Origin of the sequence: Paraburkholderia sp. 32 (assembly GCF_050435345.1) — a bacterium.
GTDB lineage: Bacteria > Pseudomonadota > Gammaproteobacteria > Burkholderiales > Burkholderiaceae > Paraburkholderia > Paraburkholderia tuberum.
Genome location: NZ_JBNDKD010000001.1, coordinates 684,712 through 711,035, shown reverse-complemented (window position 1 = coordinate 711,035; position 26,324 = coordinate 684,712). Strand labels below are relative to the sequence as shown.

The window sequence follows — 26,324 nt, the reverse complement described above, 5'->3', positions numbered from 1 at the left end:
CATGGTTGCAATCAAGAATTCTCTGCCGCGTCGCCGCTTCGACGTCGTCATCGTCGGCGCGGGCGGCTCGGGGATGCGCGCGTCGCTGCAACTCGCGCGTGCCGGTCTGTCGGTCTGCGTGCTGTCCAAGGTGTTCCCGACGCGTTCGCACACGGTCGCGGCCCAGGGCGGCATCGGCGCTTCGCTCGGCAACATGAGCGAAGACAACTGGCACTACCACTTCTACGACACGATCAAGGGCTCCGACTGGCTCGGCGACCAGGACGCGATCGAGTTCATGTGCCGTGAAGCACCGAACGCCGTCTACGAACTCGAACACATGGGCATGCCGTTCGACCGTAACGCGGACGGCACGATCTATCAGCGCCCGTTCGGCGGCCACACTGCGAATTACGGCGAAAAGCCGGTGCAACGCGCCTGCGCGGCGGCTGACCGTACCGGTCACGCGCTGCTGCATACGCTGTACCAGCAGAACGTTGCTGCCAAGACGCAATTCTTCGTCGAATGGATGGCGCTGGACCTGATCCGCGACGCCGACGGCGACGTGCTCGGCGTGACCGCACTGGAAATGGAGACCGGCGACGTCTACATCCTCGAAGGCAAGACCACGCTGTTCGCCACGGGCGGCGCGGGCCGGATCTTCGCGGCATCGACCAACGCGTTCATCAACACCGGTGACGGCCTCGGCATGGCGGCCCGTTCGGGCATCGCGCTGCAGGACATGGAATTCTGGCAATTCCACCCGACCGGCGTGGCCGGCGCGGGCGTGCTGATCACCGAAGGCGTGCGCGGCGAAGGCGGTATTCTGCGTAACTCGAACGGCGAGCGTTTCATGGAACGCTACGCGCCGACGCTGAAGGATCTGGCGCCGCGCGACTTCGTCTCGCGTTCGATGGACCAGGAAATCAAGGAAGGCCGCGGCGTGGGTCCGAACAAGGATCACGTGCTGCTCGACCTGTCGCACATCGGCGCCGAGACGATCATGAAGCGTCTGCCGTCGATCCGCGAAATCGCGCTGAAGTTCGCGAACGTCGACTGCATTAAAGAGCCGATCCCGGTCGTGCCGACCATCCACTACCAGATGGGCGGTATTCCGACGAACATCAACGGCCAGGTCGTCGGTACGCCGCGCGGCCACGAAGAAGTCGTCAACGGTTTCTATGCAGTGGGCGAATGCTCGTGCGTGTCGGTGCACGGCGCGAACCGTCTCGGCACGAACTCGCTGCTCGACCTCGTGGTGTTCGGCCGCGCTGCCGGCAACCACATCGTCAAGCACGTGAAGGAACTGAAAGAACACAAGCCGCTACCGGCCGATGCAGCCGACTTCGCGCTGTCGCGTCTGGCGAAGCTCGATAACTCGTCGTCGGGCGAGTACGCGCAGTCGGTCGCCAACGACATCCGCGGCACGATGCAGAAGCACGCTGGCGTGTTCCGTACGTCGGCTCTGCTGGCCGAAGGCGTCGAAGCCATCCGCGAAGTGGGCGCACGCGTCGACAACATCCATCTGAAGGACAAGTCGAAGGTGTTCAACACGGCTCGCATCGAAGCGCTCGAAGTGGCGAACCTGATCGAAGTGGCACGCGCCACGATGGTCTCCGCCGAAGCGCGCAAGGAAAGCCGCGGCGCGCACGCGCAGAACGACTTCGAACATCGCGACGACGAAAACTGGCTGCGCCATACGTTGTGGTTCAGCGAAGGCGATCGCCTCGACTACAAGCCGGTTCACATGAAGCCGCTGACCGTCGAATCGGTTCCGCCGAAAGCGCGTACCTTCTAAGGCACAAGTCAAAGGAATTCAGAGAAATGGCCAAGCGTACATTTGAAATTTACCGCTACGATCCGGACAAGGACGCCGCTCCGCGCATGCAGACGTACGAGATCGAAATCGACTCGCACGAACGCATGCTGCTCGACGCGCTCATCAAGCTGAAGGCGCTCGACGAAACCCTGTCGTTCCGTCGCTCGTGCCGCGAAGGCGTGTGCGGTTCGGACGCAATGAACATCAACGGCAAGAACGGCCTCGCGTGCCTGACGAACCTGAACGACCTGCCGCAGAAGATCGTGCTGCGTCCGCTGCCGGGCCTGCCCGTCGTGCGCGACCTGATCTGCGACTTCACGCAGTTCTTCAACCAGTATCACTCGATCAAGCCGTACCTGATCAACGATACGCCGCCGCCGGAGAAGGAACGTCTGCAGTCGCCGGAAGAACGCGACGAGCTCGACGGCCTGTACGAATGTATTCTGTGCGCGAGCTGCTCGACGTCGTGCCCGAGCTTCTGGTGGAATCCGGACAAGTTCGTCGGCCCGGCTGGTCTGCTGCAAGCCTACCGCTTCATCGCGGATAGCCGCGACGAGGCAACCGGCGAACGCCTCGACAACCTGGAAGATCCGTACCGTCTGTTCCGTTGCCACACCATCATGAACTGCGTCGACGTTTGTCCGAAGGGCCTGAACCCGACCAAGGCAATCGGCAAGATCAAGGAATTGATGGTTCGTCGTGCTGTCTAGTATCAATGAGCTCCGCGCTCCCTGGCGCGCGCTGCCCCCGAGAGGGCGGTCAGTGCGCCCGGGCGCGGCGCGGGGTGTACCGACATGACCGAAACATCGCATCAGTCCGACCCTCTCCGCCGCGCGCGTCTTCGCTGGCGCGCACGGCGGGGCCTGCTGGAAAACGACCTGATTTTCGAGCGTTTTTTCAGCCGATATGAGCATGACCTCAGCGATGCCGACGTGGGCGCACTCACGCGCCTGCTCGAGCTGAGCGATAACGACCTGATGGACTTGCTGCTCGCGCGCAAGGAACCAGAAGGCGATCTGGCCGACCCGGACGTGGTCCGGGTTCTGGAGTTGCTGCGCAACGTTTGAGCGCCGCCAGTCCGTTGTTCCAGGCGTGCAATTATCGAAACCCTGTATCCATACTTCGATTGAGGATGTGCTATGACCCCGTCAGATGTTAAAGCCACGCTATCGTTCAGCGACAATTCGCCGAGCGTCGAAATGCCGATTTACAAGGGCACGATTGGCCCGGATGTGATCGACATTCGCAAACTGTACGGCCAGACCGGCAAATTCACGTACGACCCGGGCTTCATGTCGACGGCGGCGTGCAATTCGGCGATTACCTACATCGACGGCGACAAGGGCGAACTGCTCTACCGCGGCTACCCGATCGACAACCTCGCGCAAAACGCCGACTTCCTCGAAACCTGCTACCTGCTGCTGAACGGCGAGCTGCCGAACCAGAAGCAGAAGGTCGAATTCGTCGGCACCGTCACGAAGCACACGATGGTGCACGAGCAGATGCAGTTCTTCTTCCGCGGCTTCCGTCGCGACGCGCACCCGATGGCAATTCTGGTCGCCGCGGTCGGCGCGCTGTCGGCGTTCTATCACGACTCGCTCGACATCAATAACCCGCGTCACCGCGAAGTGTCGGCGATCCGTATGATCGCGAAGCTGCCCACGCTGGTCGCGATGGCGTACAAGTACAGCATCGGCCAGCCGTTCGTGTATCCGAAGAACGACCTGTCGTACAGCGCGAACTTCATGCGCATGATGTTCTCGAACCCGTGCGAAGAGTATGAGGTCAACGACGTGCTGGTGCGCGCGCTCGACCGTATCCTGATCCTGCACGCTGACCACGAGCAGAACGCGTCGACGTCGACCGTGCGGCTCGCCGGTTCGTCGGGCGCGAATCCGTTCGCGTGTATCGCGGCGGGTATCGCGTGTCTGTGGGGCCCGGCGCACGGCGGCGCGAACGAAGCCGCGCTGACCATGCTGGAAGAAATCGGCTCGGTCGACAACATTCCTGAGTTCATCAAGCAGGTGAAGGACAAGAACTCGGGCGTGAAGCTGATGGGCTTCGGCCACCGCGTGTACAAGAACTACGACCCGCGCGCGAAGCTGATGCGCGAGACCTGCTACGAAGTGCTCGAAGAGCTGGGCCTGCACGACGATCCGCTGTTCAAGCTCGCGATGGAACTCGAAAAGATCGCGCTGGAAGACGAATATTTCGTGTCGCGCAAGCTGTACCCGAACGTCGACTTCTACTCGGGTATCGTGCAGCGCGCGCTGGGCATTCCGACGTCGATGTTCACGTGTATCTTCGCGATGGCACGCACGGTCGGCTGGATCGCGCAGTGGAACGAAATGATCGCCGATCCTGAGCAGAAGATCGGCCGTCCGCGTCAGCTGTTCATCGGCGAGACGCTGCGTGAAGCGAAGCCGATCGCACAGCGCTGATCGCTGATCGACCTCGATACGCGCGCTTCGCAGCGGCATTCGTGCCGTGCAAAAGCGCGAAATCCGAGTGAATAAAACGCCTCGACGGGTTTACCGTTGGGGCGTTTTCCGTTTCGGCGGCAGCTAGGCGTCGCGCATGCGGCGCATTGGCGTCGCTGGGGCCAACACTTGCCGGGTAACGACGATACAGGTATTGCCACTACCAGCCAACTCCATGTTTTTTATCGGTTTTTCGTCGGCTGAGCAGCCCACCGCGGTGCGCAGCGTGGCATAATCAATCGACACAGTCAGCCCGCAGTCACTACTACTCCGCATACCATGGCACAGACTCTCTACGACAAATTGTGGAACACGCACGTGGTCCACACGGAAGACGACGGCACCACGATTCTCTACATCGACCGTCACCTGCTGCATGAAGTGACCAGCCCGCAGGCGTTCGAAGGCCTGAAAATCGCCCAGCGTCCGGTGTGGCGCATCAGCGCGAACCTGGCTGTGTCCGACCACAACGTGCCGACCACGGACCGCAGCCACGGCATCGCCGATCCGGTGTCGAAGCTGCAGGTCGACACGCTCGACGCCAACTGCGACGCCTTCGGCATCACACAGTTCAAGATGAACGACCTGCGTCAGGGCATCGTTCACATCATCGGGCCGGAACAGGGCGCCACGCTGCCGGGTATGACGATCGTCTGCGGCGACTCGCACACGTCCACGCACGGCGCGTTCGGCGCGCTCGCGCACGGCATCGGCACGTCGGAAGTCGAGCACGTGCTGGCCACGCAAACGCTGCTGCAGAAGAAGAGCAAGAACATGCTCGTGAAGGTCGAGGGCCAATTGCCGCGCGGCTGTACCGCGAAGGACATCGTGCTCGCGATCATCGGCAAGATCGGCACCGCGGGCGGCACCGGCTACGCGATCGAATTCGGCGGCTCGACGATCCGTTCGCTGACAATGGAAGGCCGCATGACGGTCTGCAACATGGCGATCGAAGCGGGCGCGCGCGCCGGCATGGTCGCCGTCGACGACACCACGGTCGAATACCTGAAAGGCCGTCCGTTCTCGCCGCAGGGCGTCGAGTGGGATCACGCGGTCGAGTACTGGAAGCAGTTCAAGTCGGACGACGGAGCGCATTTCGATCGCGTGGTCGAGTTGAACGCTGCCGAAATCGTGCCGCAGGTGACCTGGGGCACGTCGCCGGAAATGGTCACGCCGATCGACGGCCGCGTGCCGGATCCGGAGCGCGAAAAGGACCCGGTCAAGCGCGACGCGATGGAGCGCGCGCTCAAGTACATGGCGCTCGAGCCGAACGCGCCGATCGAGTCGATCAAGCCGGATAAAATCTTCATCGGGTCGTGCACCAACGCGCGCATCGAAGACATTCGCGCCGCGGCTTACGTCGTGAAGAAGCTCGGCCGTCGCGTCGCGCCGAACATCCGTCTGGCGATGGTCGTGCCGGGTTCGGGTCTCGTGAAGGCGCAGGCGGAGCGTGAAGGCCTCGACAAGGTCTTTACCGAGGCCGGTTTCGAATGGCGCGAGCCGGGCTGCTCGATGTGTCTGGCAATGAACGCCGACCGGCTCGAGCCGGGCGAGCGTTGCGCGTCCACGTCGAACCGCAATTTCGAAGGTCGTCAGGGCGCTGGTGGCCGCACGCACCTGGTGAGTCCCGCGATGGCCGCGGCTGCGGCCATCGAAGGGCATTTCGTCGACATTCGCAAGCTCGGATAAATCGCATGATGAAGAACATGAATCGCATCACTCTGTTGCGCCGCTTCGCACTCGGCACGTTCGCCGGGCTCCTGCTCGGTCTTGCCGGCTGCAACACGGTGCACGGATTCGGCCAGGACATGTCGCACCTCGGCAATTCGATCAGCAATCACGCTGAGAAATAAGCGGTTTTTGATTTTTGCCGGCGATACGGCGCGGGGGTTCCAGCCGCCAGTCGCATCGCCCGGTCCTGAACAGGCGCAAGCGTCATGGATAAATTCATCGTACACACCGGCGTCGTGGCGCCGCTCGATCGCGAGAACGTCGACACGGACGCGATCATTCCGAAGCAGTTCCTGAAGTCGATCAAGCGCACGGGTTTCGGTCCGAATGCGTTCGACGAATGGCGCTACCTCGACCACGGCGAACCGGGTCAAGACAACTCGAAGCGTCCGCTGAACCCGGATTTCGTGCTGAACCAGCCGCGCTACCAGGGCGCCTCGGTGCTGCTCGCGCGCAAGAATTTTGGCTGCGGCAGCTCGCGCGAACACGCGCCCTGGGCGTTGCAGCAATACGGCTTTCGCGCGCTGATCGCGCCGAGCTTCGCGGACATCTTCTACAACAACTGCTTCAAGAACGGCGTGCTGCCGATCGTGCTGACCGAACAGCAGGTCGATCATCTGTTCAACGACACGTATGCGTTCAACGGCTTCGAGCTGACGATCGACCTCGAAGCGCAAGTCGTGCGCACGGCCGACGGCGGCACCGAATATCCGTTCGAAGTCGCGGCGTTCCGCAAGTATTGTCTGCTGAACGGTTTCGACGACATCGGCCTCACGCTGCGTCACGCGGACAAGATCCGCCAATTCGAAGCGGAGCGTCTCGCGAAGCAACCGTGGCTGAACAATCGCCTCGTCCGTTAAGCGAAACCGTGAGGGCGTTAGGGGCGTGAAGTCCGCGCGCCAATGTCGGTTTGCGCCAGAAAGATCCGAAAAAATCATCAAGGAATTCGCATGAAGATCGCAGTGTTGCCGGGCGACGGCATCGGTCCCGAAATCGTCAAGGAGGCCGTCAAGGTCCTGAACGTGCTCGGCGAGAAGTTCGAACTCGAAGAAGCGCCGGTCGGCGGCGCGGGCTACGAAGCGAAGGGCCACCCGCTGCCGGACTCGACGCTCGCGCTCGCGAAGGAAGCCGACGCGATCCTGTTCGGCGCGGTCGGCGACTGGAAGTACGACAAGCTCGAACGCGCGCTGCGCCCTGAGCAGGCGATTCTCGGTCTGCGCAAGCACCTGGAACTTTTCGCGAACTTCCGTCCGGCGATCTGCTACCCGCAACTGACGGGCGCATCGTCGCTGAAGGAAGAGATCGTTTCGGGTCTCGACATCCTGATCGTGCGCGAACTGAACGGCGACATCTACTTCGGCGCGCCGCGCGGCGTGCGTACGTCGCCGGACGGCCTGTTCGCCGGCGCAAAGGAAGGCTTCGACACGATGCGCTATTCGGAACCCGAAGTGCGCCGCATCGCGCACGTCGCATTCCAGGCGGCGCAAAAGCGCGACAAGAAGCTCACCTCGGTCGATAAAGCCAACGTGCTCGAAACGTCGCAGTTCTGGAAGGACGTGATGATCGACGTGTCGAGGGAATACGCGGACGTCGAACTGTCGCACATGTACGTCGACAACGCCGCGATGCAGCTCGTGAAGGCGCCGAAGTCGTTCGACGTGATCGTGACCGGCAACATGTTCGGCGACATCCTGTCCGACGAGGCGGCCATGCTGACCGGCTCGATCGGCATGCTGCCGTCGGCATCGCTCGACAAGAACAACAAGGGCTTGTACGAGCCGTCGCATGGCTCCGCGCCGGATATCGCCGGCAAGGGCGTTGCCAATCCGCTCGCCACGATCCTGTCGGCCGCGATGATGCTGCGCTATTCGCTGAACAAGGCGGAGCAGGCCGATCGCATCGAAACCGCGGTGAAGAAGGTGCTCGAACAGGGCTATCGCACCGGCGACATTCTCACGCCGGGTTGCAAGCAGGTCGGCACCGCCGCGATGGGCGATGCCGTCGTGGCCGCGCTGTAAAACGCGTGCACCGCATGCGCTCGCAGAGCGAAGGCATGCGGTGGTCAGGTCAACGATACTGGCCTTTTAAAAACGCGAATCGGGCCTTGAAACAGGCCGATTTGCGCGTCATACGGCGAAGAACGCCGCCAGTTTTCCGTTTTCGTGTATATTCTTGTGATGGCTCAGATCTCCCAAATCTCCTCGATTTCCAAAACGCACGGCACAACGTCCCGTGCGATCGAGTTCGCCATTACCATCAAAACCATTACCCCGAAAACGATCACGAAGCGCTGATCGTCCGTCGTGCCCGCCCATCTTCCCCGCGCGGTCACTGCGGGCAAAGACGCGGGGAAGTTTCCATTCGAAGGGTATGAAGTCATGAACGTAGGTCTCGTAGGTTGGCGCGGCATGGTCGGCAGCGTCCTGATGCAACGTATGCAGCAGGAAGGCGATTTCGACTTGATCGAACCGGTGTTTTTCAGCACCAGCAACGCGGGCGGCAACGCGCCTTCGTTCGCCAAAAACGAGACCAGGCTCAAAGATGCGACAAGCATCGACGACCTGAAGAAGTGCGACGCGATCATTTCCTGCCAGGGCGGTGACTACACGAACGAAGTGTTCCCGAAGCTGCGCGCGGCGGGCTGGAACGGCTACTGGATCGACGCGGCATCGTCGCTGCGCATGAAGGACGACGCGGTCATCATTCTCGATCCGGTCAACCTCGACGTGATCAAGAACGCGCTCGTCAAAGGCCAGAAGAATTTCATCGGCGGTAACTGCACGGTCAGCCTGATGTTGATGGCATTGGGCGGCCTGTTCCGCGAAAATCTCGTCGACTGGATGACGGCCATGACTTATCAGGCCGCATCCGGCGCGGGCGCGCAGAACATGCGCGAATTGCTGTCGCAAATGGGCACGCTGCACGGCGCGGTGAAGAACGAACTGGCAGACCCGGTTTCGGCGATTCTCGACATCGACCGCCGCGTGCTCGAAGCGATGAACAGCGACAGCATGCCGACCGACCACTTCGGCGTGCCGCTCGCGGGCTCGCTGATTCCGTGGATCGACAAGGATCTCGGCAACGGCATGTCGAAGGAAGAGTGGAAGGGCGGCGCGGAAACCAACAAGATCCTCGGCAAGCCGGCCATGGGCACGCCGGGTTCGATTTCCGTCGATGGTCTGTGCGTGCGGATCGGCGCAATGCGCTGCCATTCGCAAGCGCTCACGATCAAGCTGAACAAGGACGTGCCGCTCGACGAAGTGAACAGCATCCTCGCGTCGGGCAACGACTGGGTCAAGGTTGTGCCGAACGAACGCGAAGCGTCGATGCGCGATCTGTCCCCGGCGGTTGTCACCGGTACGCTGACGGTGCCGGTCGGCCGCGTGCGCAGGCTCGCGATGGGCGGCGAGTATCTGTCGGCCTTCACGGTCGGCGATCAGCTGCTGTGGGGCGCGGCTGAACCGCTGCGTCGTATGCTTCGCATTGTGCTCGACAAGTAAAGTAAACTACGCGCTCACGACGCGTAGACAACTCAAGAAGCGTCGCGCTTGCGCGGCGCTTTTTCATTGTGTGCTCCGATCATCTTGTCTCTTTCCACTCGCAAAAAAGGCTGCGCGCTGACGCACCCAGGAGTCCCGATGAACTTTCGACGCTCCGCTCTTCGGGCTATGTCCATTCGTCACGAGAAGGTGCGATTCAGCAGCCGTCCGGCGGCGATGGCCGCTTGTGCCACTTTCGCTCTTGCGCTGCTCGGCGGTGGCGCGGGCAATGCGCTTGCCGCGCCGGCTAGTGCCACGAGCGCGCCGGATGCCGCTTCCGCTGTCAGTTCCACTACCGCTGTCGTTGCTGTCGCTGCGGGCTCTCAGTACACCGTACACGCAGGGCAGTCGCTGAACGATGTCGCGATCGCTATTACGCAGTCGCATGACCGGGCGGTACTCGCGCGCGCTACGCACGCATTGTTCGACACGAATCCGGCCGCCTTCATGAATCACGATCCGAGCCGGATGCGTGTAGGAGCGGTGTTGATCGTGCCGGCGCTCGATGCGTCGGGGGCCTTGGCGGTTTCGTCGACTGGGGCCGCGGCAGGGGCGTCGGAGTCCACGGCGGCTGCGCCCGCTTCCGCGCCGACTGCCGCGCCGGCTGCCGCGCCGGCTGCCGCCAGCACGGCGAGTGCAGTCGCGCAGGTCAACGTCGCCGCCGCGAGTGCGGCCAGCGCGGCGGCTCAAGCGACGACGCCAGCCGCATCCACGGTTTCCGGCGCGGCCAGCGCGGCGGTATCGACCGGCGCGGCGGCGGGCGGTGCGGTTTCGTCCGCGCCAGTGGCCGGTTCGGCGCCGGTGGCGACGAGTGGCACGCGGGAATGGGCCGGATCGATTCAACCGGCGGCGAGCGCGCCCGCGCAGGCGGCTTCGCAGCCGCATCCGCAGGTGTCGAGTCTGCAGCAATTGCTGGCGCTGAAAAACCGCGTGCTGATGGAGTTGCAGAAGCACGGTATCGGCGGGGCGCCCGTCGCTTCAGGCCCAACGCCGACGAGCGCTGCGCAGCCGGCACCGGCAGGTTCCGCGGCGACCGTGGCCGTGGCGCCGGAGCACGCGAATGTGACGACGTCGCCGTCGAATGAGGGCGGCATCTCTCAGCGCGATTTGAGCATCGCGGCGGCCGTGGGCGCGGCACTGATCGTTCTGCTCGCTGCTCTGCGCATGGGTCGCCGCAAGCGCGATAAAGAGGCCGCGGCACGGGCTGCCCAGGCAACTGATGCAGAAATGGCGAGATCCGCGCGTGAGGCCGATTCGCGCAATGGCAGCGCGGCGGAGGGGCAGGCGGCGGTCACGGAAGGATCGGACGCGCAAGATCAAGAGGTTGCACGGCAGGCCGCAGCAGCAGAGCATGCGGCTGCGGAACGTGCGGCAGCCGAACAGGCAGCGGCAGAAAGCGCGGCTGCGGAGCGGGTAGCAGCGGAGCGCGCGGCTGCGGAACGTGCAGCAGCCGAGCAAGCCGCAGCAGAAAGCGCGGCAGTCGAACGTGCAGCAGCCGAGCAAGCCGCAGCAGAAAGCGCGGCAGTCGAACGTGCAGCAGCCGAGCAAGCCGCAGCGGAAAGTGCAGCAGCCGAACAGACGGCAGCGGAGCGAGCCGCAGCAGAGCGAGCAGCGGCCGGAGAACACGCCGCGGCGGAACGCGCAGCAGCGGAACAAGCAGCAGCCAAACAAGCAGCAGCCGAACAAGCAGCAGCCGAACAAGCAGCAGCCGAACAAGCAGCAGCACGCGTCGCCGCCGAACATGCGGAAGCGGAACGCATAGCAGCAGAACGCAGCGCATCCGAGCGCGCCGCAGAAGAACAGGCGGCACAGCAAGCAGACACGCCCGAACCTACTGCACTAACGGCGCCACTCGCCAGCATCCCGCTACCCAGCCAAAGCGAACTGTCCAGCGAACCACCGGCGGTCGCACCCGCCCATGACGAGACGCTGCGCTCCGCCGCGACGGCCGCCAATCTCGCCGCCGCGGCAGAACTCGGCGCCGACGCGTTGCCGCTGGGACCGCTCGAACCGGTTGGCGCCGCGACGCAGGACGAGAACGCGCATCGCCTGCAATGGGACGAGGAACCCACAGAAAGTCCGACCGCAGAGAAAACGACAGGCACGACGACAACCCCGAGCCCAAGCGCCGCGGAACCGCCCTCGGCAGCGTCGCACACCGCGACGGCCGAACCGCAGTCCCCCTTGAACGTTCCACCCCCAGTGATCGATTTCACGCAACATCAGATCGAACCGCGCGCCACTACGTCGTTCGGTCAGCCGTTCAGCGACATCCCCGTGCCGACGGAACCCGCGCTGTCCGCACCGACCGAGTTCCCGCGCGAGGCCGTCGACGCGTTCGGCAGCCTCAACATGCCGCTGCCACCGCGCATCGACGTGCCCACCGTCGGCGAAGCGGAGCCTTCCACGTCGCTTTCGACGCAACCGGTCGCATCGCCCGACACGACCGCGCAGCAGGCCTTCGGCGTCCATGGCGCGGACGACGACGCCCCGCACATCGCCGACCAGATTGCCGCCGGCACAGCCGGCCACGGCGCCGTCGCGGGCCTCGGCGCGGCCGGCTTCGGCGCGCTGAAGCTCGACTTCGACCTCGAGTTGCCGCCGAGCCCGGCTCAGCCATTGCCGGCCTTCACACCGGCCGATCTCGGCCGCATCGCGCGCAACAAGCTGGAGTTGGCCTCCGAGTACATCGAGCTCGGCGATCTGGCGGGCGCCCGCGCGCTCATCAACGAAGTGATCGAAGCAAACGATCCAGCCACGCGCACCGAAGCCCGCGCGTTGCTTTCGACTCTCGCACCGCTGTCGTGAAGCGCATCGCATTAGGCGTGCAATACGACGGCGCCGCGTTCACTGGATGGCAGTCGCAGCCGCATGGCAACACGGTACAGGACGAGCTCGAACGGGCGCTGCGCGAATTCATGCGCACGCCCGTGCAGACGGTGGTCGCCGGCCGCACCGACCGCGGTGTGCATGGCTTGGGTCAGGTCGTGCATTTCGACACCGACCTCGATCGTCTCGAGATCTCCTGGGTGCGCGGCCCGAACGCGTTTCTGCCGAAGACGATCGGCGTGCAATGGGCCAAGCCGATGCCCGACGATTTTCACGCGCGGTTTTCGGCATTCGAGCGGACCTATTACTACGTGCTGTACGTAAGTCCGGTTCGCTCGCCGATGCTCACGACGCGCGCCGGCTGGGTGCACACGCCACTCGACGTCGACGCGATGCGCTCGGCCGCCGAGCACCTGATCGGCGAGCATGACTTTTCGGCGTTTCGTTCGTCGCAATGCCAGTCGAAGACGCCGTTCAAGCACCTGTACCAGATCGACGTCAAACGACAGGGTAACTTCGTGCATTTCCGCCTCCGCGCGAACGCGTTCCTGCATCACATGGTGCGCAACGTGATGGGCTGTCTTATCGAAATCGGCAGCGGCCGCCGCCCGGCCGCGTGGATGGCCGACGTGCTCGCGAGCCGTAGCCGCGATTGCGCGGCGCCGACCTTCATGCCCGACGGCTTGTACCTCGCGCAAGTGGGCTATCCTGAGAAATTCGGCGTGCCCGACCCGGCGACGGGCAGCGTGCCGTGGAGCAGCGTATGGACCGAGCAACCGGAAACATGAAAGCAGCAGAGAACCCCGCCATTCAGACCGACGCCACCGCCTTGCAAGCCGTGCCACATCGCACGCGCGTCAAGCTGTGCGGACTGTCGAAACCCGTCGACATTGCCCACGCGATCGACCTCGGCGCCGACGCGATCGGCCTCGTGTTCTATCCGCCGAGCCCGCGCTCGGTGAGCGTCGCGCAAGCGGTCGAACTCGTGCATGAGGTCCCGCCGTTCGTGTCGGTCGTCGGTCTGTTCGTCAACGCGACGCCGGAATGGGTTCACGAAGTCGCGAGCAACGTGAACCTGACGCTGTTGCAGTTCCACGGCGATGAGACGCCTGAGCAGTGCGAGGCGCTCGCCGGCGTTGCGGGTTTGCCTTGGTTGCGCGCGTTGCGAGTTGCGGCGGATACTCGAGCGGCCGATTTGGTAAAATCGGCATTCAACTATTCAGCAGCCAGTGGTCTTCTGTTCGACACCCATGTCGAAGGCTACGGCGGCGGTGGGAAGGTTTTCGATTGGTCACTTATTCCAGCAGAGCTCGCGCGTCGGGCCGTTTTGAGTGGTGGGTTGAACGCGCAAAACGTCAGTGATGCGATCCATCGCGTGCGCCCGTACGCGGTCGATGTCTCGAGCGGCATCGAAGTAGCGGGCGCCCGGGGCGTGAAGGATCACGCCCGGATGGCGGCGTTCGTACGCGCGGTGCGCGCTGCGGACGCTGAATGATTCAGGCTCGCGGGCGCTTTCCGATGAAAGCCGCGAGCCATCCTGAGAAAAGTGATCACCATGTACAACTTGCCTGACGAAAGAGGCCACTTCGGCCAATTTGGTGGTGTGTTCGTCGCCGAAACGCTGTTTTCCGCACTCAACGAGTTGCGTGAAGCGTACGAGAAATATCAGAAAGACCCGGAATTCGTCGCCGAGTACGAGCGCGAATTGAAGTATTTCGTGGGTCGCCCGTCCCCGATTTATCACGCCCAGCGCTGGAGCGAACTGCTCGGCGGCGCGCAGGTTTATCTGAAGCGTGAAGACCTGAATCACACGGGGGCGCACAAGATCAACAACGTGATCGGCCAGGCGCTGCTCGCCAAGCGCATGGGCAAGCCGCGCGTGATCGCGGAAACCGGCGCCGGTCAGCACGGCGTGGCCACGGCGACAATCTGCGCGCGCTTCGGTATGGAGTGCGTGGTGTACATGGGCGCCGAGGACGTGCGCCGCCAGGCCGCGAACGTTTATCGCATGAAACTGCTCGGTGCGACGGTCGTGCCGGTCGAATCGGGGTCGCGCACGCTGAAGGACGCGCTGAACGAAGCGATGCGCGACTGGGTCACCAACGTCGAAAACACGTTCTACATCATCGGCACGGTTGCGGGTCCGCATCCGTACCCGATGATGGTGCGCGACTTCCAGCGAGTGATCGGCGACGAGTGCCGCGTGCAGATGCCAGAACTCGCTGGCCGCCAGCCGGACGCCGTCATCGCGTGTGTTGGCGGCGGTTCGAATGCGATGGGGATCTTTTACCCGTATATCGACGATAGTTCCGTGCAGTTGATCGGCGTCGAAGCGGCCGGCGACGGCCTCGAAACGGGTCGTCACGCGGCATCGCTGATCGGCGGTAGTCCCGGCGTGTTGCACGGTAACCGCACGTATCTGCTGCAAGACGAAGACGGCCAGATCATCGAGACGCATTCGGTGTCGGCAGGCCTCGACTACCCGGGCGTCGGCCCCGAGCACGCGTGGCTAAAAGAGAGCAATCGCGCCCAATACGTAGGCATCACCGACGAAGAAGCCCTGAAGGCGTTCCACGATTGCTGCCGCATCGAGGGCATTATTCCTGCGCTGGAGTCGAGCCACGCGCTCGCTTACGCTACGAAACTCGCGCCGACCTTGTCGAAAGACAAGATTCTGCTGGTCAACCTGTCGGGCCGCGGCGACAAGGACATGCACACGGTCGCTGAGCGATCGGGTATCCAGTTCTGAGCCGCGGCGATGCGCGACGAGTTCGACGAGCCGCAGCCGGCGATTGAATCCACGAATCCGGCCGCCGAAGTCCCGGCGGCCGCGGCATCCGCACCGCTGCTGGCGCAGGTGCCGGCCGGCGTTCAGCTGTTGAACCGCGATTTTCTAACCGATGTAGCGAACATTCCCGATGAGTCGATCGACCTGATCGTCTGTGATCCGCCTTATGGGTTGGGGAAGGACTATGGCAACGACTCGGACATGCGCACGGGCGAGGAATTTCTCGTCTGGACGCGCGGCTGGCTCGAGCTCGCTGTACCGAAGCTCAAGCCAACAGGGTCGCTCTATATCTTCTGCACCTGGCAATACGCGCCGGAAATCTTCAGTTTCCTGAAGACGAAACTCACGATGGTCAACGAAATCATCTGGGACCGGCGCGTGCCGAGTATGGGCGGCACCACGCGCCGCTTCACGTCAGTGCATGACAACATCGGTTTTTTCGCGGTGTCGAAGGACTACTTCTTCGATCTCGATCCTGTCCGCATCCCGTACGATCCAGTCACGAAGAAGGCGCGTTCGCGAAAGTTGTTCGAAGGAAGCAAGTGGTTGGAGCTTGGCTATAATCCGAAGGATGTCTGGTCGGTATCGCGTCTGCATCGGCAGCATGCCGAGCGCGTTGCGCATCCAACCCAGAAACCTCTGGAAATCGTCGAGCGGATGGTACTGTCCAGTTGCCCGAAGGGCGGCCGCGTGCTCGACCCATTCATGGGCAGCGGCACCACCGCCGTCGCTTGCGTCCGTCATCAGCGCGAATTCGTCGGCTATGAGATCAACGAGAGCTATTGTGCGATAGCGCGCGAGCGCGTCAGCGCCGCCGCTACGCCTGCTGCGCCCCGTCGGACCCGAGCCAGGCCAAAAGTGCAGCCGTCGACCGAAGTGCAGTGAAAAGCGCGAGATGCGCCGCTAAGTTCGCTGAAAAGCGCGCGGCAATGGGCGCGCAATAGCCCTAATTCGAGAGTACTTCCATGTCCCGTATCAAGAACACGTTTGCCGCGCTGTCCGCCCAAGGTAAGAAAGGCCTGATCCCGTTCATGACCGCTGGCGACCCGGACCCGGCTCGCACGGTCGAGTTCATGCACGCCCTCGCCGCCGGCGGCGCGGATGTGATCGAACTAGGCGTGCCGTTTTCCGACCCAATGGCAGACGGTCCTGTCATTCAGCAGTCGTCTGAACGCGCGCTCGCGAAGGGCGTGTCGCTACGCCATGTGCTGGCCGACGTCAAACGCTTCCGCGAAGCCGACGACAAAACCCCGGTCGTGCTGATGGGCTATGCGAATCCGATCGAGCGAATGGGCGCCGAGGCCTTCGCGAAAGCCGCGAAGGAAGCCGGTGTCGATGGCGTGCTGGTGGTCGACTATCCGCCTGAAGAGTGCGCAAACTTCGCAGAACAGATGCAATCTGCCGGGATCGATCCGATCTTTTTGCTCGCGCCGACTTCAACCGACGAACGTATTGCCGAAGTCGGCCGCATCGCGAGCGGCTACGTCTACTATGTGTCGCTGAAAGGGGTCACCGGCGCCGCAAATCTGGACGTTTCCAGCATCGCGAGTAAAATCCCGGCCATCAAGTCGCGCGTCCCCCTGCCGGTGGGCGTCGGTTTCGGCATTCGCGACGCGCAAACGGCGCGTGCGGTGGGCGAGGTGGCCGATGCCGTCGTGATCGGCAGCCGTATCGTTCAATTGCTCGAACAGGCAGCGCCCGACGCCGCTGCCGAGACGCTCACGCGTTTCGTTGCCGAGGTGCGCGAGGCGCTCGATAGCGTCGCGACTGCCCGATAACAGTTATTTTTTGTCGCGGTAACGTGAGCGGCGGGCTCGTCCCGCCGTTCGCGCGACTGCTGACCCAGAAGGATTCCCTATGAGCTGGCTCGATAAGCTGCTGCCGCCGAAAATCAAACAAACCGACCCGAAAAACCGCAAGGGAATTCCGGAAGGCCTGTGGATCAAGTGCCCGTCGTGCGAAGCCGTGCTGTATCGCAACGACGTCGAGGCCAATCTGCATGTTTGCCCCAAGTGCGACCATCACATGCGCATCGGCGCACGTGAGCGGCTCGACAGCCTGCTCGATCCGGAAGGCCGCTACGAAATCGGCCAGGAAATCGTTCCGGTCGACGCGCTGAAGTTCAAAGATAGCCGTAAGTACCCTGAGCGCATTAAAGAGGCGATGGACGAAACCGACGAGACCGACGCAATGGTCGTGATGGGCGGCGCGATTCACACGCTGCCGGTCGTCGTGGCGAATTTCGAGTTCTCGTTTATGGGCGGCTCGATGGGTTCGGTGGTCGGCGAGCGTTTCGCGCGCGGCGCGCAGAACGCGCTCGAACAGAAAGTGCCGTTCATCTGCTTCACCGCTTCGGGCGGCGCGCGGATGCAGGAAAGCTTGCTGTCGTTGATGCAGATGGCAAAGACCACCGCGATGCTCACGAAGCTGGCGGAAGCCAGGCTGCCATTCATCTCGGTGCTGACCGACCCGACGATGGGCGGCGTGTCAGCGAGTTTCGCATTCCTCGGCGACGTCGTGATCGCCGAACCGAAGGCGCTGATCGGCTTTGCTGGTCCGCGCGTGATCGAACAGACCGTGCGCGAGAAACTGCCGGAAGGCTTCCAACGCGCCGAGTTTCTGCTGCAAAAGGGCGCGATCGACATGATCGTCGATCGTCGCAAGCTGCGCGAAGAGATCGCGCAATTGCTGGCGCTGTTGAGCCATCAGCCGGCGGACGCGGTCGCGTAAAAGCCGGGCAGCACCGCATTTGCCGCTCTTTCGCCGCGCTGTCGAAGACGCGGCGGAGCCAGAGAAGCAATCAAAAAAATAGCGCGCCGCGTGAGCAATCAAGCGGCGCGCTGTCATTTCCAGGATAATTACCGTCGCCTGCGATGCGGCAGCGGTCGAAGCCGAAGCTGGCGCGGCTCAAGGCGCGGGTTTGTGCGCATAAACCGCGCAACGGCCTACGCCCATGACCGGCGACCCGCGACCCTCGACCCTCGACCGTAACCGCCTGACCAGCACCCTTCGCAGCACTGCAGAACCGAACTACCGCGACTCACTCAAGATTCACCCGATGACGACAATCCCAACTCTCGACGCGTGGCTCACGCACCTTGAATCCGCGCATCCGGTCGGCATCGACATGGGATTGGGCCGAATCTCCCAGGTGCGTGATGCGATGCAGCTGTCGTTTGCGTGCCCGATCATCACGGTCGGCGGCACGAACGGCAAAGGCTCGACCTGCGCGATTCTCGAAGCGATCCTGCTGCGCGCGGGCTATACGGTCGGCTGCCACACGTCGCCGCATCTGCTGTCGTTCAACGAGCGCGCGCGCATCAATGGGGCAATGGCAAGCGACGCAGATCTGCTGCCGCACTTCGAAGCCGTCGAGGCCGCGCGCCTGAGCCTCGCCAAACCGGTCACGCTGACCTACTTCGAATTCACGACGCTCGCGATCATGAGCCTGTTCGCGTCGCGCGGCCTCGACGCGGTGATTTTCGAAGTTGGCCTCGGTGGCCGTCTCGACGCGGTCAATATCCTCGATACCGATTGCGCGATCATCACGAGCATCGATATTGACCACACCGACTATCTCGGCGACACGCGCGAAAAAATCGCGTTCGAAAAAGCCGGTATCTTCCGTCCCGGCAAGCCCGCGATTTGCGCGGACCCGGTGCCGCCGCAATCGTTGATCGATCACGCGGAAAAGATCGGGGCGCGATTGTGGTTGTTCGGCCGCGATTTCCGTTACGAAGGCCAGGCCGGCAGCGAGCGACAGCAGTGGAGCTATGTCGGCCCGACGCTGCGGCGCTCGGCGCTCGCGTATCCATCGCTGCGCGGCGCGAATCAGCTGATCAACACGTCGGCGGCGCTGGCCGGGCTCGAAGCTTTGCGCGACCGTCTGCCGGTGTCCGCGCAGGACATCCGGCTCGGCATCGCCAACGTGGATCTTCCGGGCCGTTTCCAGGTGCTGCCGGGCAAGCCGTCCATCGTGCTCGACGTCGGCCACAATCCGCATGCCGCCGCGGTGCTCGGGCAGAACCTCGGCAACATGGGCTTTTTCCCGTACACGTATGCGGTGTTCGGCGCGATGCGCGACAAGGACATCGCCGGCGTGCTAAGTCATCTGAAAGGCGAGATCGATCACTGGTGCGTGACCGATCTGCCGACCCCGCGCGCCGCGTCCGCGCAAGAGCTGGAAACCGTGTTGCGCGAGCTGGGCGTGGAAGACGGCGCCGACAGCAGCGTCATGCGTTATGCAACGCCGGCGCAGGCTTTCCAGGACGCGCTAAAACGTGCGTCAGAGAATGATAGAATCGTCGTTTTCGGCAGTTTCTATACGGTAGCGGGTGTGATGGCCTACCGGAAATCGCAGCAACACTGAGCGGGCACCAGGCTCGAACCAAGCGATTCATGGGAATTTTCTCGTTCGGCAAGAAAGACGACGCGCCCAGCCGGCGCGGCGCAAACACCAGTTCCAATCGGGCCACCCGGGGTGAACGCGTCGAGCGGCGCACCCGCCGCACCGAGCGCACCGTCGATGCAGATGCAATGCTGCTCGACCCCACGCTGCCGGAAAAGCAGCGCGCGCGCCGCCGGCTCGTCGGCGCAATCGCACTGGTTGTCGCGGCGGTGATCATCCTGCCGATGGTGTTGGACTCGCACCCCAAGCCCGTCACCGACGACATCTCGATCGACATTCCGAACCGGCCCGCGCCGAAGCTCTCCAGATCCACCGCCAACGAAGACGTGCAGGCCGGCGTCGCGCCGGACAGTCCGCCGGCCGCCGACACGGGCGTGGCTGCGTCCGGCCTCGCGCCGGCAACGAGCGCGGCGACCACGGCGGCCGCCTCGGCCTCCGCCGCCAAATCGACGCAATCGACCGCAGCGAAACAAGGCGCGACCCCCTCCGCCGCAACTGGCGCTGTTACCGCCGCGACGCCGAAGCCCGCCGCGAAGCCGCAAACGCAATCGCTTGCAGCCAACACCGCGCCTGCTGTCCCCGCCAAACAGACGAAGGCACCCGCCACCACACCGTCGGCGTCGACCGACGACGAAGCGAACACGGCCACCGCCAGCGCCGACGCGAACTCCGGCACGCCGGCCTCGCCGCCGGGCAACCGTTTCGCGGTGCAGCTCGGCGCCTTCTCGAACGAAGCGAACGCGCGCAATTGGGCCGCGAAGTTGAAAGCGGCAGGCGTGCCCACATATACGGAACATAGGAAGCAAGCCGACGGCTCGACGCTGACATTGCTGCGTGCAGGCCCGTTCGCCGACCGCGCCGCGGCCACCGCCGCTGTCGCGAAGGTCCGCGAGGCGGGCCTCGTGTCGGGCTCGAACGGCGGCAGAGCACAGTAAGCGAGCGATGTTCACTGCCTTCGACTACGCTGTAATGGCGGTGATCGGTTTGTCGGCGCTGCGAGGCGCCTGGCGCGGTTTGCTGTCGGAAGTGTTTGGTTTGATCGGCTGGGTCGCGGCGTTTTTCATCGCTTGCGAGTTCGTGGGCTACGTGGTCCCGTATATCCCGTCTACCTGGCCAGGCGGCGCGTTGACGCAGTGGCTGCTGGCTTTTTCGCTCGTGGTGATCGGCGTAGTGCTGGTCACGAGCGTGGTGAGCGCGCTGCTCAGCCGCCTCGTGCAGGTCACGGGACTGGGTGGTGCGGACCGCTCGCTCGGTTTGATGTTCGGCCTCGTGCGTGGGGTCGTTCTGGTGCTGATTCTGGTCGCCCTCGCAGGCTTGACTAAACTGCCCAAAGAGGAATTCTGGCGCAACGCGCTGCTTCGTCCGTATGCGGTTGCGGGCGTACGCGCAATGAAACCGCTGCTCCCCGAGGCGCTCGCCGCTTACGTCCATGTGGACGATTCGGGCGCCCCGAGCAATGCGCAACAGGACTCCGGCGCATACCGGCTGCCTTGACGTCGTAGCGCGTGCCGTCGCATGAAAGCGCGGGCGCGGTCGCAGGCACCGGTCGCCATCACGAATTTCGTACCTTTGAAGGACATGCCATGTGCGGCATCGTAGGCGTAGTTTCCCATTCCCCGGTCAACCAGCTGATCTATGACAGCCTGCTGCTTCTGCAGCATCGCGGTCAGGACGCCGCCGGCATCGCAACGGCGAACGGCAGCAATTTCCACATGCACAAGGCCAACGGCATGGTGCGCGACGTGTTCCGCACGCGCAACATGCGCAGCCTGCCGGGCACGACGGGCATCGGCCAGGTCCGTTACCCGACCGCCGGTTCGGCGTCGAGCGAAGAAGAAGCGCAGCCGTTCTACGTGAACGCGCCGTTCGGCATCATCCTCGCGCATAACGGCAACCTCACCAACTGGCAGCAGCTGAAAGATGAGATGTTCCGCATCGATCGCCGCCACGTGAACACCAATTCCGATACCGAAGTGCTGCTCAACGTGCTCGCGCACGAGTTGCAACTGTCGAGCTCGGGTCTGCAGCTCGATCCGGCCGCACTGTTCAAGGCGGTGTCGGGTGTGCATCGGCGGGTGCGCGGCTCGTATGCGATCGTCGCGTTGATCGCTGGCTACGGCCTGCTTGGTCTCCGCGACCCGTTCGGCATCCGTCCGCTGTGCCTCGGCAAACGGGAAACGGCTGACGGCGTCGAGTGGATGCTGGCGTCGGAATCGGTGGCGATCGAAGGCGTCGGTTTCGAATTCGTGCGCGACGTGCAGCCGGGCGAGGCGATTTTCATCGACGCCGAAGGCCAGCTGCATTCGCAGCAATGCGCGACGACCACGAGCCTGAACCCCTGCATCTTCGAACTCGTGTATCTGGCGCGTCCGGATTCGGTGCTCGACGGCGTGCCGGTCTACAACGTGCGTTTGCGCATGGGCGACTACCTCGCCGAGAAGATCAGGCGCGAGCTGCCCGACGTCGCAATCGACGTGGTGATGCCGATTCCCGATTCGTCGCGCCCGGCCGCCATGCAGGTCGCGAAGAAGCTCGGCGTCGAGTATCGCGAGGGCTTCTTCAAGAACCGCTATGTAGGCCGTACCTTCATCATGCCGGGGCAGGCGGTGCGCAAGAAGTCGGTGCGCCAGAAGCTGAACGCGATGAACATCGAGTTCAAGGGCAAGAACGTGCTGATCGTCGACGACTCGATCGTGCGCGGCACGACGTCGCATGAAATCGTGCAGATGGCGCGCGATGCGGGCGCGAACAAGGTGATTTTCGCGTCGGCGGCGCCGCCGGTGAAATTCCCGAACGTCTACGGCATCGATATGCCGACGCGCGGCGAACTGGTCGCGCACGGCCGCTCGGACGAGGAAGTTGCGCGCATGATCGGCGCGGATCACCTCGTGTATCAGGACGTCGATGCGCTGAAGCAGGCGGTGCGCGATATCAATCCGGCGCTGAAGGAGTTCGAGGCTTCGTGCTTCGACGGCAACTACGTGACCGGCGACATCACGACCGAATACCTCGACCGCATCGAAAGCGCGCGTCTCGCGCCGTCGTCGCAATCGGATCGCGATGCCGCGAGCGAAGCGATCGACGGTGGCGGCCCGGCGCGTTCGCAGCTGCATCTGCAACTGTCGGTGGGTTGAGCGTACACGCGACAGTCGTCCGCCCTGGCTCCAGCCTCCCCGTACATGAAGCCCGCTTATGCCGACGCAAAAGCGGGCTTTTTTGTTGCTGCCTCATTTAGGCACGGAAGCAGCCACGGAAACCTGGAGACCAGAACCAACATGGACGACTTCCACGACTTTGACTTCGACACGCTGGCCGTTCGCTCGGGCACCGTGCGCAGCGATTTCAACGAGCGCTCGGAAGCGATCTTCCTGACCTCGAGCTTCGTGTTCGCGAGCGCCGCGGACGCCGCCGAACGCTTCAGAAACTCCGAGGACTATTTCACGTACTCGCGCTTCTCGAACCCGACCGTGTCGATGTTCCAGGACCGTCTGGCCGCGCTCGAAGGCGGCGAGGCCTGCATCGCGACGGCTTCGGGCATGGCGGCGATCATGTCGGTCCGTGATGTCGACGTTGCAGGCGGGCGATCACCTCGTCAGCTCGCGGGCGCTGTTCGGCTCGACGCTCGGCATGTTCTCGCAGATCTTCAGCAAGTTCGGCATTACGACTACATTCGTCGATCCGACTGATTTGAACGCGTGGAACGAAGCGGTGCGTCCCGAAACGAAGATGTTCTTCCTCGAAACGCCTTCCAACCCGCTGACGGAAGTGTCGGATATCGAAGCGATCGGCAAGATCGCGAAGGCCGCGAATGCGCTGTTCGTCGTCGATAACTGCTTCTGCAGCCCGGCGTTGCAGCAGCCGCTGAAGCTCGGCGCGGACGTCGTCATGCATTCGGCGACCAAGTTCCTCGACGGCCAGGGCCGTGTGCTCGGCGGCGCGCTGGTCGGTTCGAAGAAAATCATCATGGAAAAGGTGTTTCCGTTCGTACGCAGCGCCGGGCCGACGCTGTCCGCGTTCAACGCGTGGGTACTGTTGAAAGGCATGGAAACGTTGTCGCTACGCGTCGAGAAGCAGTCGGCGAATGCGCTCGAAATCGCGCGCTGGCTCGACTCGCATCCGGCCGTCAATCGCGTGTTCTATCCGGGGCTCGAATCGCATCCTCAGCACGCGCTCGCGATGCGTCAGCAGAAGTTGGGCGGCGCGATCGTGTCGTTCGAATTGAAGGGCGACACGCCCGAGCAGATGCGTACGAACGCATGGCGCGTGATCGACGGCACGAAAGTTTGCTCGATCACGGGCAACCTGGGCGACACGCGTACGACGATCACGCATCCGGCGACGACCACGCACGGCCGCATTACGCCCGAAGCGCGCGCGGCGGCGGGCATCAGCGAAGGTCTGATCCGGCTTGCGGTGGGGCTTGAAAACGCGGGTGATATCCGTGCGGATCTGCAATGTGGGCTCGAAAGCTGACAGGCAGGGCAAAACCTGTGCGCGGCATACAGGCTTCAAATGGCCTCAAGGGTCTCAAAGCCCTCCGCGCCACCTCCGTCACGCTCAGTGCCGCAACGCGCGCCACTGCCCGGGCGCCAGCCCGAAACGCCGCGTGAACGCGTGCGTGTAAGCGCTCTGATCGCCGAAGCCGATCTCGAGCGCGATATCGATCAACGAAAGACGCGCTTCCGCAAGCAGCGTGATCGACGTGTCGAGCCGCAGCCGCTGCAAATAGCGATGCGGCGTCTCGCCGAACGCATCGATAAACAGTTGATGAAAACGCCGCATGCCGAAACCGCAGTGCGCGGCGAGGTCCGCGATCTTCAGCGGCTCGGACAGATGCGCGCGCAGCCAGCGGTCGATGCGCGCGAAATCGAGGCGAACGCCTTCGCTCTGCACACCGGCAAGTGCCCCGGAATCGGCGACAAGCGCGGCGCCTAGGCGTGCCGCAGCATCCCAATGAAAGCGACGGTGACCGAAGGCATTATCTTGCGCTTCGCCCACGCCGCCCGCAGCATGCGCGGCAATCGCGTGCACGAGCTGTGCGAGCGACGGATCGACGGCCACGGCGCGCGCGCGCTCGAACAACCGCTCGGGCACCGCCAGCGACGCCGCAGGCAAATCGAGCACGAGCTGCCGGTTCGTGCCGACACCCGCATAATCGTGCCGCGCGCCGGCCGGGATCAGCCATGCGGAGCCGGCGTCGATCTGCTCGGCGACGCCGTCTACCGCCATCACCATTGCGCCGTCGAGCCCCAGCACGACCTGGTGGAAGTCGTGCACGTCCGACGCTTCGATCGCGCCATAGCAGCGCAGCGAAACGTTGGGGGCGGTGACGGCGGCGTGGCTCACGACAATACTCAGACGTGACTCAGACTTCGAGCAGTTCGACTTCGAACACGAGCGTCGCGTTCGGCGGAATCACCCCGCCCGCGCCGCGCACGCCGTAGCCGAGTTGCGGCGGAATGGTCAGCTTGCGCTTGCCGCCGACCTTCATGCCTTGCACGCCTTCGTCCCAGCCCTTGATGACCATGCCGCCGTCCAGCACGAACGCGAACGGGTCATTGCGGTCCTTGCTCGAATCGAACTTCTGGCCGTCGGTCAGCCAGCCCGTGTAATGCACGGTCACGGTCTTGCCGGCCACGGCTTCGGCGCCGGTGCCTTCCACGAGATCTTCGTACTTCAGGCCGGATTCGGTCGTCACAGTCGACATGCGTTGCTCCTCAGATCAAAACGTAAAACCGACATTGTAGGCGCGTTGACGTCGATCGCCGAGTCTGGTCCGGTTCCGCGCATGGCATGCGGATTGCGTCCCGCGTCGCGATTCGGCCTCGACTGGTCGGTCCGAACGGGATGCCTATAATGAGGCTTCCCCCCATCATCCAGCATTGCCTGAGAGGACTCGATCGTGACTACGTCACCCAACGGGACTGCTGGCGCCCAGCCGGCGTCGGCCGGCTTCGTCATCACCGAACGCAGCGCGCTGCTGCGCGCGGAAACCGCGTTGTTCATGCGCGATCACGTGCTGTCGCTGGTGTCGCACGACCTGCGCGGTCCGTTGAATGCGATTCATAGCTGGGCGTACGTGCTCGAGCGCAAGCTCGACGCGAACGATCCCAATTCGCAGCGCGCGATCACCGGCATTCGCAGCGGCGTCGATCAGCAGGTGAAGCTGCTCGAGACGATCGTCGATGCGACGCGCGCCGAAACGAAATCGCTCGCGCTCACGTATGAACCCTTTCCGCTGCATCCGCTGCTCGACGAAACCGTCGAGGAAGTCCGCGCCGGCCTCGCCCGCGCGCGCGGCGTCGAAGTGCGGCTCGACTCGCAGATCGCCACCGAGCAACTGAACGGCGACCGCGCTCGGCTCGCCGCCGCGGCGTGGCTGATGCTGACGTTCGCCGTCGAAGCGAGCGCGCGGGGCACCGAGGTCGCACTGGCCGCGCGCGCGGACAACGGCACATGGCATGCGAGCGTCACGTACGAGCCGAACGAGGCCGCGTTGAACGACGCCGCGCTGCCGCATGTGCTCGAAGCGTTCGCGCGCAAGCAGGCGGGCGAACCGCGCGAGGCGAAGCGCATCGCGTGGGTGTTCGCGTTGTGCAAACGCGTCGCGGAGGCGCACGGCGGAAGCTTCGAGCAAAGCGATACGACGGAAGCGGACGGCGTCACCGCGACCCCCGCCACGCTCGTGCTGCGCGTGCCGTTCAGCGCGGCGGCGCCGAAATGAGCGTCGCGCGCGAATGCGTTGGCGCAC

23 protein-coding genes and 1 pseudogene are annotated in these 26,324 nt (G+C 63.7%); 22 read left to right on the top strand and 2 right to left on the bottom strand.

The window, feature by feature from the left end; genetic code table 11:
• The first annotated feature begins 1 nt into the window (after nucleotide 1).
• The 21 genes and pseudogenes from sdhA to OKW26_RS03210 all read left to right on the top strand — a co-directional run bounded on the left by sdhA (nucleotide 2) and on the right by OKW26_RS03210 (nucleotide 24,046).
• Nucleotides 2-1,777, top strand: coding sequence for a succinate dehydrogenase flavoprotein subunit (gene sdhA, locus OKW26_RS03310; protein WP_184050561.1), 1,776 nt, complete (start codon nucleotides 2-4; stop codon nucleotides 1,775-1,777).
• A 26-nt stretch (nucleotides 1,778-1,803) separates the two neighbouring features.
• Nucleotides 1,804-2,508: a succinate dehydrogenase iron-sulfur subunit gene (locus tag OKW26_RS03305; RefSeq protein ID WP_090808286.1), complete on the top strand. Its 705-nt coding sequence runs from the start codon at nucleotides 1,804-1,806 to the stop codon at nucleotides 2,506-2,508.
• An 84-nt stretch (nucleotides 2,509-2,592) separates the two neighbouring features.
• The gene (locus tag OKW26_RS03300; protein ID WP_187628894.1) at nucleotides 2,593-2,865 is read left to right on the top strand and encodes a succinate dehydrogenase assembly factor 2; all 273 of its coding nucleotides are present in this window, start codon (nucleotides 2,593-2,595) and stop codon (nucleotides 2,863-2,865) included.
• Between the two features lie 72 nt (nucleotides 2,866-2,937).
• Nucleotides 2,938-4,239, top strand: coding sequence for a citrate synthase (gene gltA, locus OKW26_RS03295; RefSeq protein ID WP_184057557.1), 1,302 nt, complete (start codon nucleotides 2,938-2,940; stop codon nucleotides 4,237-4,239).
• A 318-nt stretch (nucleotides 4,240-4,557) separates the two neighbouring features.
• Nucleotides 4,558-5,967 (top strand): 3-isopropylmalate dehydratase large subunit, encoded by a 1,410-nt coding sequence (gene leuC, locus OKW26_RS03290; RefSeq protein WP_090808290.1) that lies wholly within the window; start codon nucleotides 4,558-4,560, stop codon nucleotides 5,965-5,967.
• Nucleotides 5,968-5,972: 5 nt separating this feature from the next.
• The gene (locus OKW26_RS03285; protein ID WP_018424119.1) at nucleotides 5,973-6,131 is read left to right on the top strand and encodes an entericidin A/B family lipoprotein; all 159 of its coding nucleotides are present in this window, start codon (nucleotides 5,973-5,975) and stop codon (nucleotides 6,129-6,131) included.
• Between the two features lie 84 nt (nucleotides 6,132-6,215).
• On the top strand, nucleotides 6,216-6,869 hold the full coding sequence (gene leuD, locus OKW26_RS03280) for a 3-isopropylmalate dehydratase small subunit (RefSeq protein WP_429352668.1): 654 nt from the start codon (nucleotides 6,216-6,218) through the stop codon (nucleotides 6,867-6,869).
• 90 nt (nucleotides 6,870-6,959) lie between these two features.
• Nucleotides 6,960-8,027, top strand: coding sequence for a 3-isopropylmalate dehydrogenase (leuB, locus tag OKW26_RS03275; RefSeq protein WP_429352667.1), 1,068 nt, complete (start codon nucleotides 6,960-6,962; stop codon nucleotides 8,025-8,027).
• A 360-nt stretch (nucleotides 8,028-8,387) separates the two neighbouring features.
• The gene (gene asd, locus OKW26_RS03270; protein WP_429352666.1) at nucleotides 8,388-9,509 is read left to right on the top strand and encodes an aspartate-semialdehyde dehydrogenase; all 1,122 of its coding nucleotides are present in this window, start codon (nucleotides 8,388-8,390) and stop codon (nucleotides 9,507-9,509) included.
• A gap of 138 nt (nucleotides 9,510-9,647) precedes the next feature.
• Complete coding sequence (locus OKW26_RS03265) at nucleotides 9,648-12,356, top strand: FimV/HubP family polar landmark protein (RefSeq protein ID WP_429352665.1); 2,709 nt, start codon at nucleotides 9,648-9,650, stop codon at nucleotides 12,354-12,356.
• Nucleotides 12,353-13,165 carry a tRNA pseudouridine(38-40) synthase TruA gene (gene truA / locus OKW26_RS03260; protein WP_429352664.1) on the top strand — a complete coding sequence of 271 codons (813 nt, stop codon included), beginning with the start codon at nucleotides 12,353-12,355 and terminating at the stop codon, nucleotides 13,163-13,165. Before OKW26_RS03265 ends, truA begins: the two co-directional genes overlap by 4 nt.
• On the top strand, nucleotides 13,162-13,872 hold the full coding sequence (locus tag OKW26_RS03255; RefSeq protein ID WP_429352663.1) for a phosphoribosylanthranilate isomerase: 711 nt from the start codon (nucleotides 13,162-13,164) through the stop codon (nucleotides 13,870-13,872). Before truA ends, OKW26_RS03255 begins: the two co-directional genes overlap by 4 nt.
• A 60-nt stretch (nucleotides 13,873-13,932) precedes the next feature.
• Nucleotides 13,933-15,126 (top strand): tryptophan synthase subunit beta, encoded by a 1,194-nt coding sequence (gene trpB / locus OKW26_RS03250; protein ID WP_184036034.1) that lies wholly within the window; start codon nucleotides 13,933-13,935, stop codon nucleotides 15,124-15,126.
• A gap of 9 nt (nucleotides 15,127-15,135) precedes the next feature.
• Nucleotides 15,136-16,050 (top strand): DNA-methyltransferase, encoded by a 915-nt coding sequence (locus tag OKW26_RS03245; RefSeq protein ID WP_184057547.1) that lies wholly within the window; start codon nucleotides 15,136-15,138, stop codon nucleotides 16,048-16,050.
• Nucleotides 16,051-16,130: 80 nt separating this feature from the next.
• Nucleotides 16,131-16,943 (top strand): tryptophan synthase subunit alpha, encoded by an 813-nt coding sequence (trpA, locus tag OKW26_RS03240; RefSeq protein ID WP_184036040.1) that lies wholly within the window; start codon nucleotides 16,131-16,133, stop codon nucleotides 16,941-16,943.
• Between the two features lie 79 nt (nucleotides 16,944-17,022).
• On the top strand, nucleotides 17,023-17,895 hold the full coding sequence (accD, locus tag OKW26_RS03235) for an acetyl-CoA carboxylase, carboxyltransferase subunit beta (protein ID WP_090808311.1): 873 nt from the start codon (nucleotides 17,023-17,025) through the stop codon (nucleotides 17,893-17,895).
• A 328-nt stretch (nucleotides 17,896-18,223) separates the two neighbouring features.
• Nucleotides 18,224-19,534 (top strand): bifunctional tetrahydrofolate synthase/dihydrofolate synthase, encoded by a 1,311-nt coding sequence (folC, locus tag OKW26_RS03230; RefSeq protein ID WP_429352662.1) that lies wholly within the window; start codon nucleotides 18,224-18,226, stop codon nucleotides 19,532-19,534.
• Nucleotides 19,535-19,563: 29 nt separating this feature from the next.
• Nucleotides 19,564-20,508 (top strand): SPOR domain-containing protein, encoded by a 945-nt coding sequence (locus tag OKW26_RS03225; RefSeq protein ID WP_429352661.1) that lies wholly within the window; start codon nucleotides 19,564-19,566, stop codon nucleotides 20,506-20,508.
• A 7-nt stretch (nucleotides 20,509-20,515) separates the two neighbouring features.
• Nucleotides 20,516-21,067 carry a CvpA family protein gene (locus OKW26_RS03220; RefSeq protein ID WP_184057541.1) on the top strand — a complete coding sequence of 184 codons (552 nt, stop codon included), beginning with the start codon at nucleotides 20,516-20,518 and terminating at the stop codon, nucleotides 21,065-21,067.
• A gap of 89 nt (nucleotides 21,068-21,156) precedes the next feature.
• The gene (gene purF, locus OKW26_RS03215; RefSeq protein WP_090810350.1) at nucleotides 21,157-22,707 is read left to right on the top strand and encodes an amidophosphoribosyltransferase; all 1,551 of its coding nucleotides are present in this window, start codon (nucleotides 21,157-21,159) and stop codon (nucleotides 22,705-22,707) included.
• A gap of 141 nt (nucleotides 22,708-22,848) precedes the next feature.
• Nucleotides 22,849-24,046, top strand: a pseudogene (locus OKW26_RS03210) (O-succinylhomoserine sulfhydrylase).
• An 84-nt stretch (nucleotides 24,047-24,130) separates the two neighbouring features.
• Here OKW26_RS03210 and OKW26_RS03205 read toward each other — a convergent pair.
• Together OKW26_RS03205 and OKW26_RS03200 are read right to left on the bottom strand one after the other, a co-directional pair.
• Nucleotides 24,131-24,919, bottom strand: a complete 789-nt coding sequence (locus tag OKW26_RS03205) for a helix-turn-helix domain-containing protein (RefSeq protein WP_429352660.1) — start codon at nucleotides 24,917-24,919, stop codon at nucleotides 24,131-24,133.
• Between the two features lie 19 nt (nucleotides 24,920-24,938).
• The gene (locus OKW26_RS03200; RefSeq protein ID WP_090808322.1) at nucleotides 24,939-25,280 is read right to left on the bottom strand and encodes an FKBP-type peptidyl-prolyl cis-trans isomerase; all 342 of its coding nucleotides are present in this window, start codon (nucleotides 25,278-25,280) and stop codon (nucleotides 24,939-24,941) included.
• A gap of 195 nt (nucleotides 25,281-25,475) precedes the next feature.
• Here OKW26_RS03200 and OKW26_RS03195 point away from each other — a divergent pair, with 195 nt between their 5' ends.
• Nucleotides 25,476-26,297 carry a sensor histidine kinase gene (locus OKW26_RS03195; RefSeq protein WP_184057535.1) on the top strand — a complete coding sequence of 274 codons (822 nt, stop codon included), beginning with the start codon at nucleotides 25,476-25,478 and terminating at the stop codon, nucleotides 26,295-26,297.
• Nucleotides 26,298-26,324 lie beyond the last annotated feature (27 nt).

What these genes read in the sequence shown, in the direction of transcription:
- trpA (WP_184036040.1), top strand. Translation starts at nt 16,131, where the DNA reads ATGTCCCGTATCAAGAACACGTTTGCCGCGCTGTCCGCCCAAGGTAAG.
- leuD (WP_429352668.1), top strand. Translation starts at nt 6,216, where the DNA reads ATGGATAAATTCATCGTACACACCGGCGTCGTGGCGCCGCTCGATCGC.
- gltA (WP_184057557.1), top strand. Translation starts at nt 2,938, where the DNA reads ATGACCCCGTCAGATGTTAAAGCCACGCTATCGTTCAGCGACAATTCG.
- folC (WP_429352662.1), top strand. Translation starts at nt 18,224, where the DNA reads ATGACGACAATCCCAACTCTCGACGCGTGGCTCACGCACCTTGAATCC.
- OKW26_RS03200 (WP_090808322.1), bottom strand. Translation starts at nt 25,280, where the DNA reads ATGTCGACTGTGACGACCGAATCCGGCCTGAAGTACGAAGATCTCGTG.
- OKW26_RS03225 (WP_429352661.1), top strand. Translation starts at nt 19,564, where the DNA reads ATGGGAATTTTCTCGTTCGGCAAGAAAGACGACGCGCCCAGCCGGCGC.
- OKW26_RS03255 (WP_429352663.1), top strand. Translation starts at nt 13,162, where the DNA reads ATGAAAGCAGCAGAGAACCCCGCCATTCAGACCGACGCCACCGCCTTG.
- sdhA (WP_184050561.1), top strand. Translation starts at nt 2, where the DNA reads ATGGTTGCAATCAAGAATTCTCTGCCGCGTCGCCGCTTCGACGTCGTC.
- purF (WP_090810350.1), top strand. Translation starts at nt 21,157, where the DNA reads ATGTGCGGCATCGTAGGCGTAGTTTCCCATTCCCCGGTCAACCAGCTG.
- leuC (WP_090808290.1), top strand. Translation starts at nt 4,558, where the DNA reads ATGGCACAGACTCTCTACGACAAATTGTGGAACACGCACGTGGTCCAC.
- OKW26_RS03265 (WP_429352665.1), top strand. Translation starts at nt 9,648, where the DNA reads ATGAACTTTCGACGCTCCGCTCTTCGGGCTATGTCCATTCGTCACGAG.
- leuB (WP_429352667.1), top strand. Translation starts at nt 6,960, where the DNA reads ATGAAGATCGCAGTGTTGCCGGGCGACGGCATCGGTCCCGAAATCGTC.
- OKW26_RS03285 (WP_018424119.1), top strand. Translation starts at nt 5,973, where the DNA reads ATGATGAAGAACATGAATCGCATCACTCTGTTGCGCCGCTTCGCACTC.
- OKW26_RS03305 (WP_090808286.1), top strand. Translation starts at nt 1,804, where the DNA reads ATGGCCAAGCGTACATTTGAAATTTACCGCTACGATCCGGACAAGGAC.
- OKW26_RS03245 (WP_184057547.1), top strand. Translation starts at nt 15,136, where the DNA reads ATGCGCGACGAGTTCGACGAGCCGCAGCCGGCGATTGAATCCACGAAT.
- trpB (WP_184036034.1), top strand. Translation starts at nt 13,933, where the DNA reads ATGTACAACTTGCCTGACGAAAGAGGCCACTTCGGCCAATTTGGTGGT.
- accD (WP_090808311.1), top strand. Translation starts at nt 17,023, where the DNA reads ATGAGCTGGCTCGATAAGCTGCTGCCGCCGAAAATCAAACAAACCGAC.
- OKW26_RS03220 (WP_184057541.1), top strand. Translation starts at nt 20,516, where the DNA reads ATGTTCACTGCCTTCGACTACGCTGTAATGGCGGTGATCGGTTTGTCG.
- OKW26_RS03300 (WP_187628894.1), top strand. Translation starts at nt 2,593, where the DNA reads ATGACCGAAACATCGCATCAGTCCGACCCTCTCCGCCGCGCGCGTCTT.
- asd (WP_429352666.1), top strand. Translation starts at nt 8,388, where the DNA reads ATGAACGTAGGTCTCGTAGGTTGGCGCGGCATGGTCGGCAGCGTCCTG.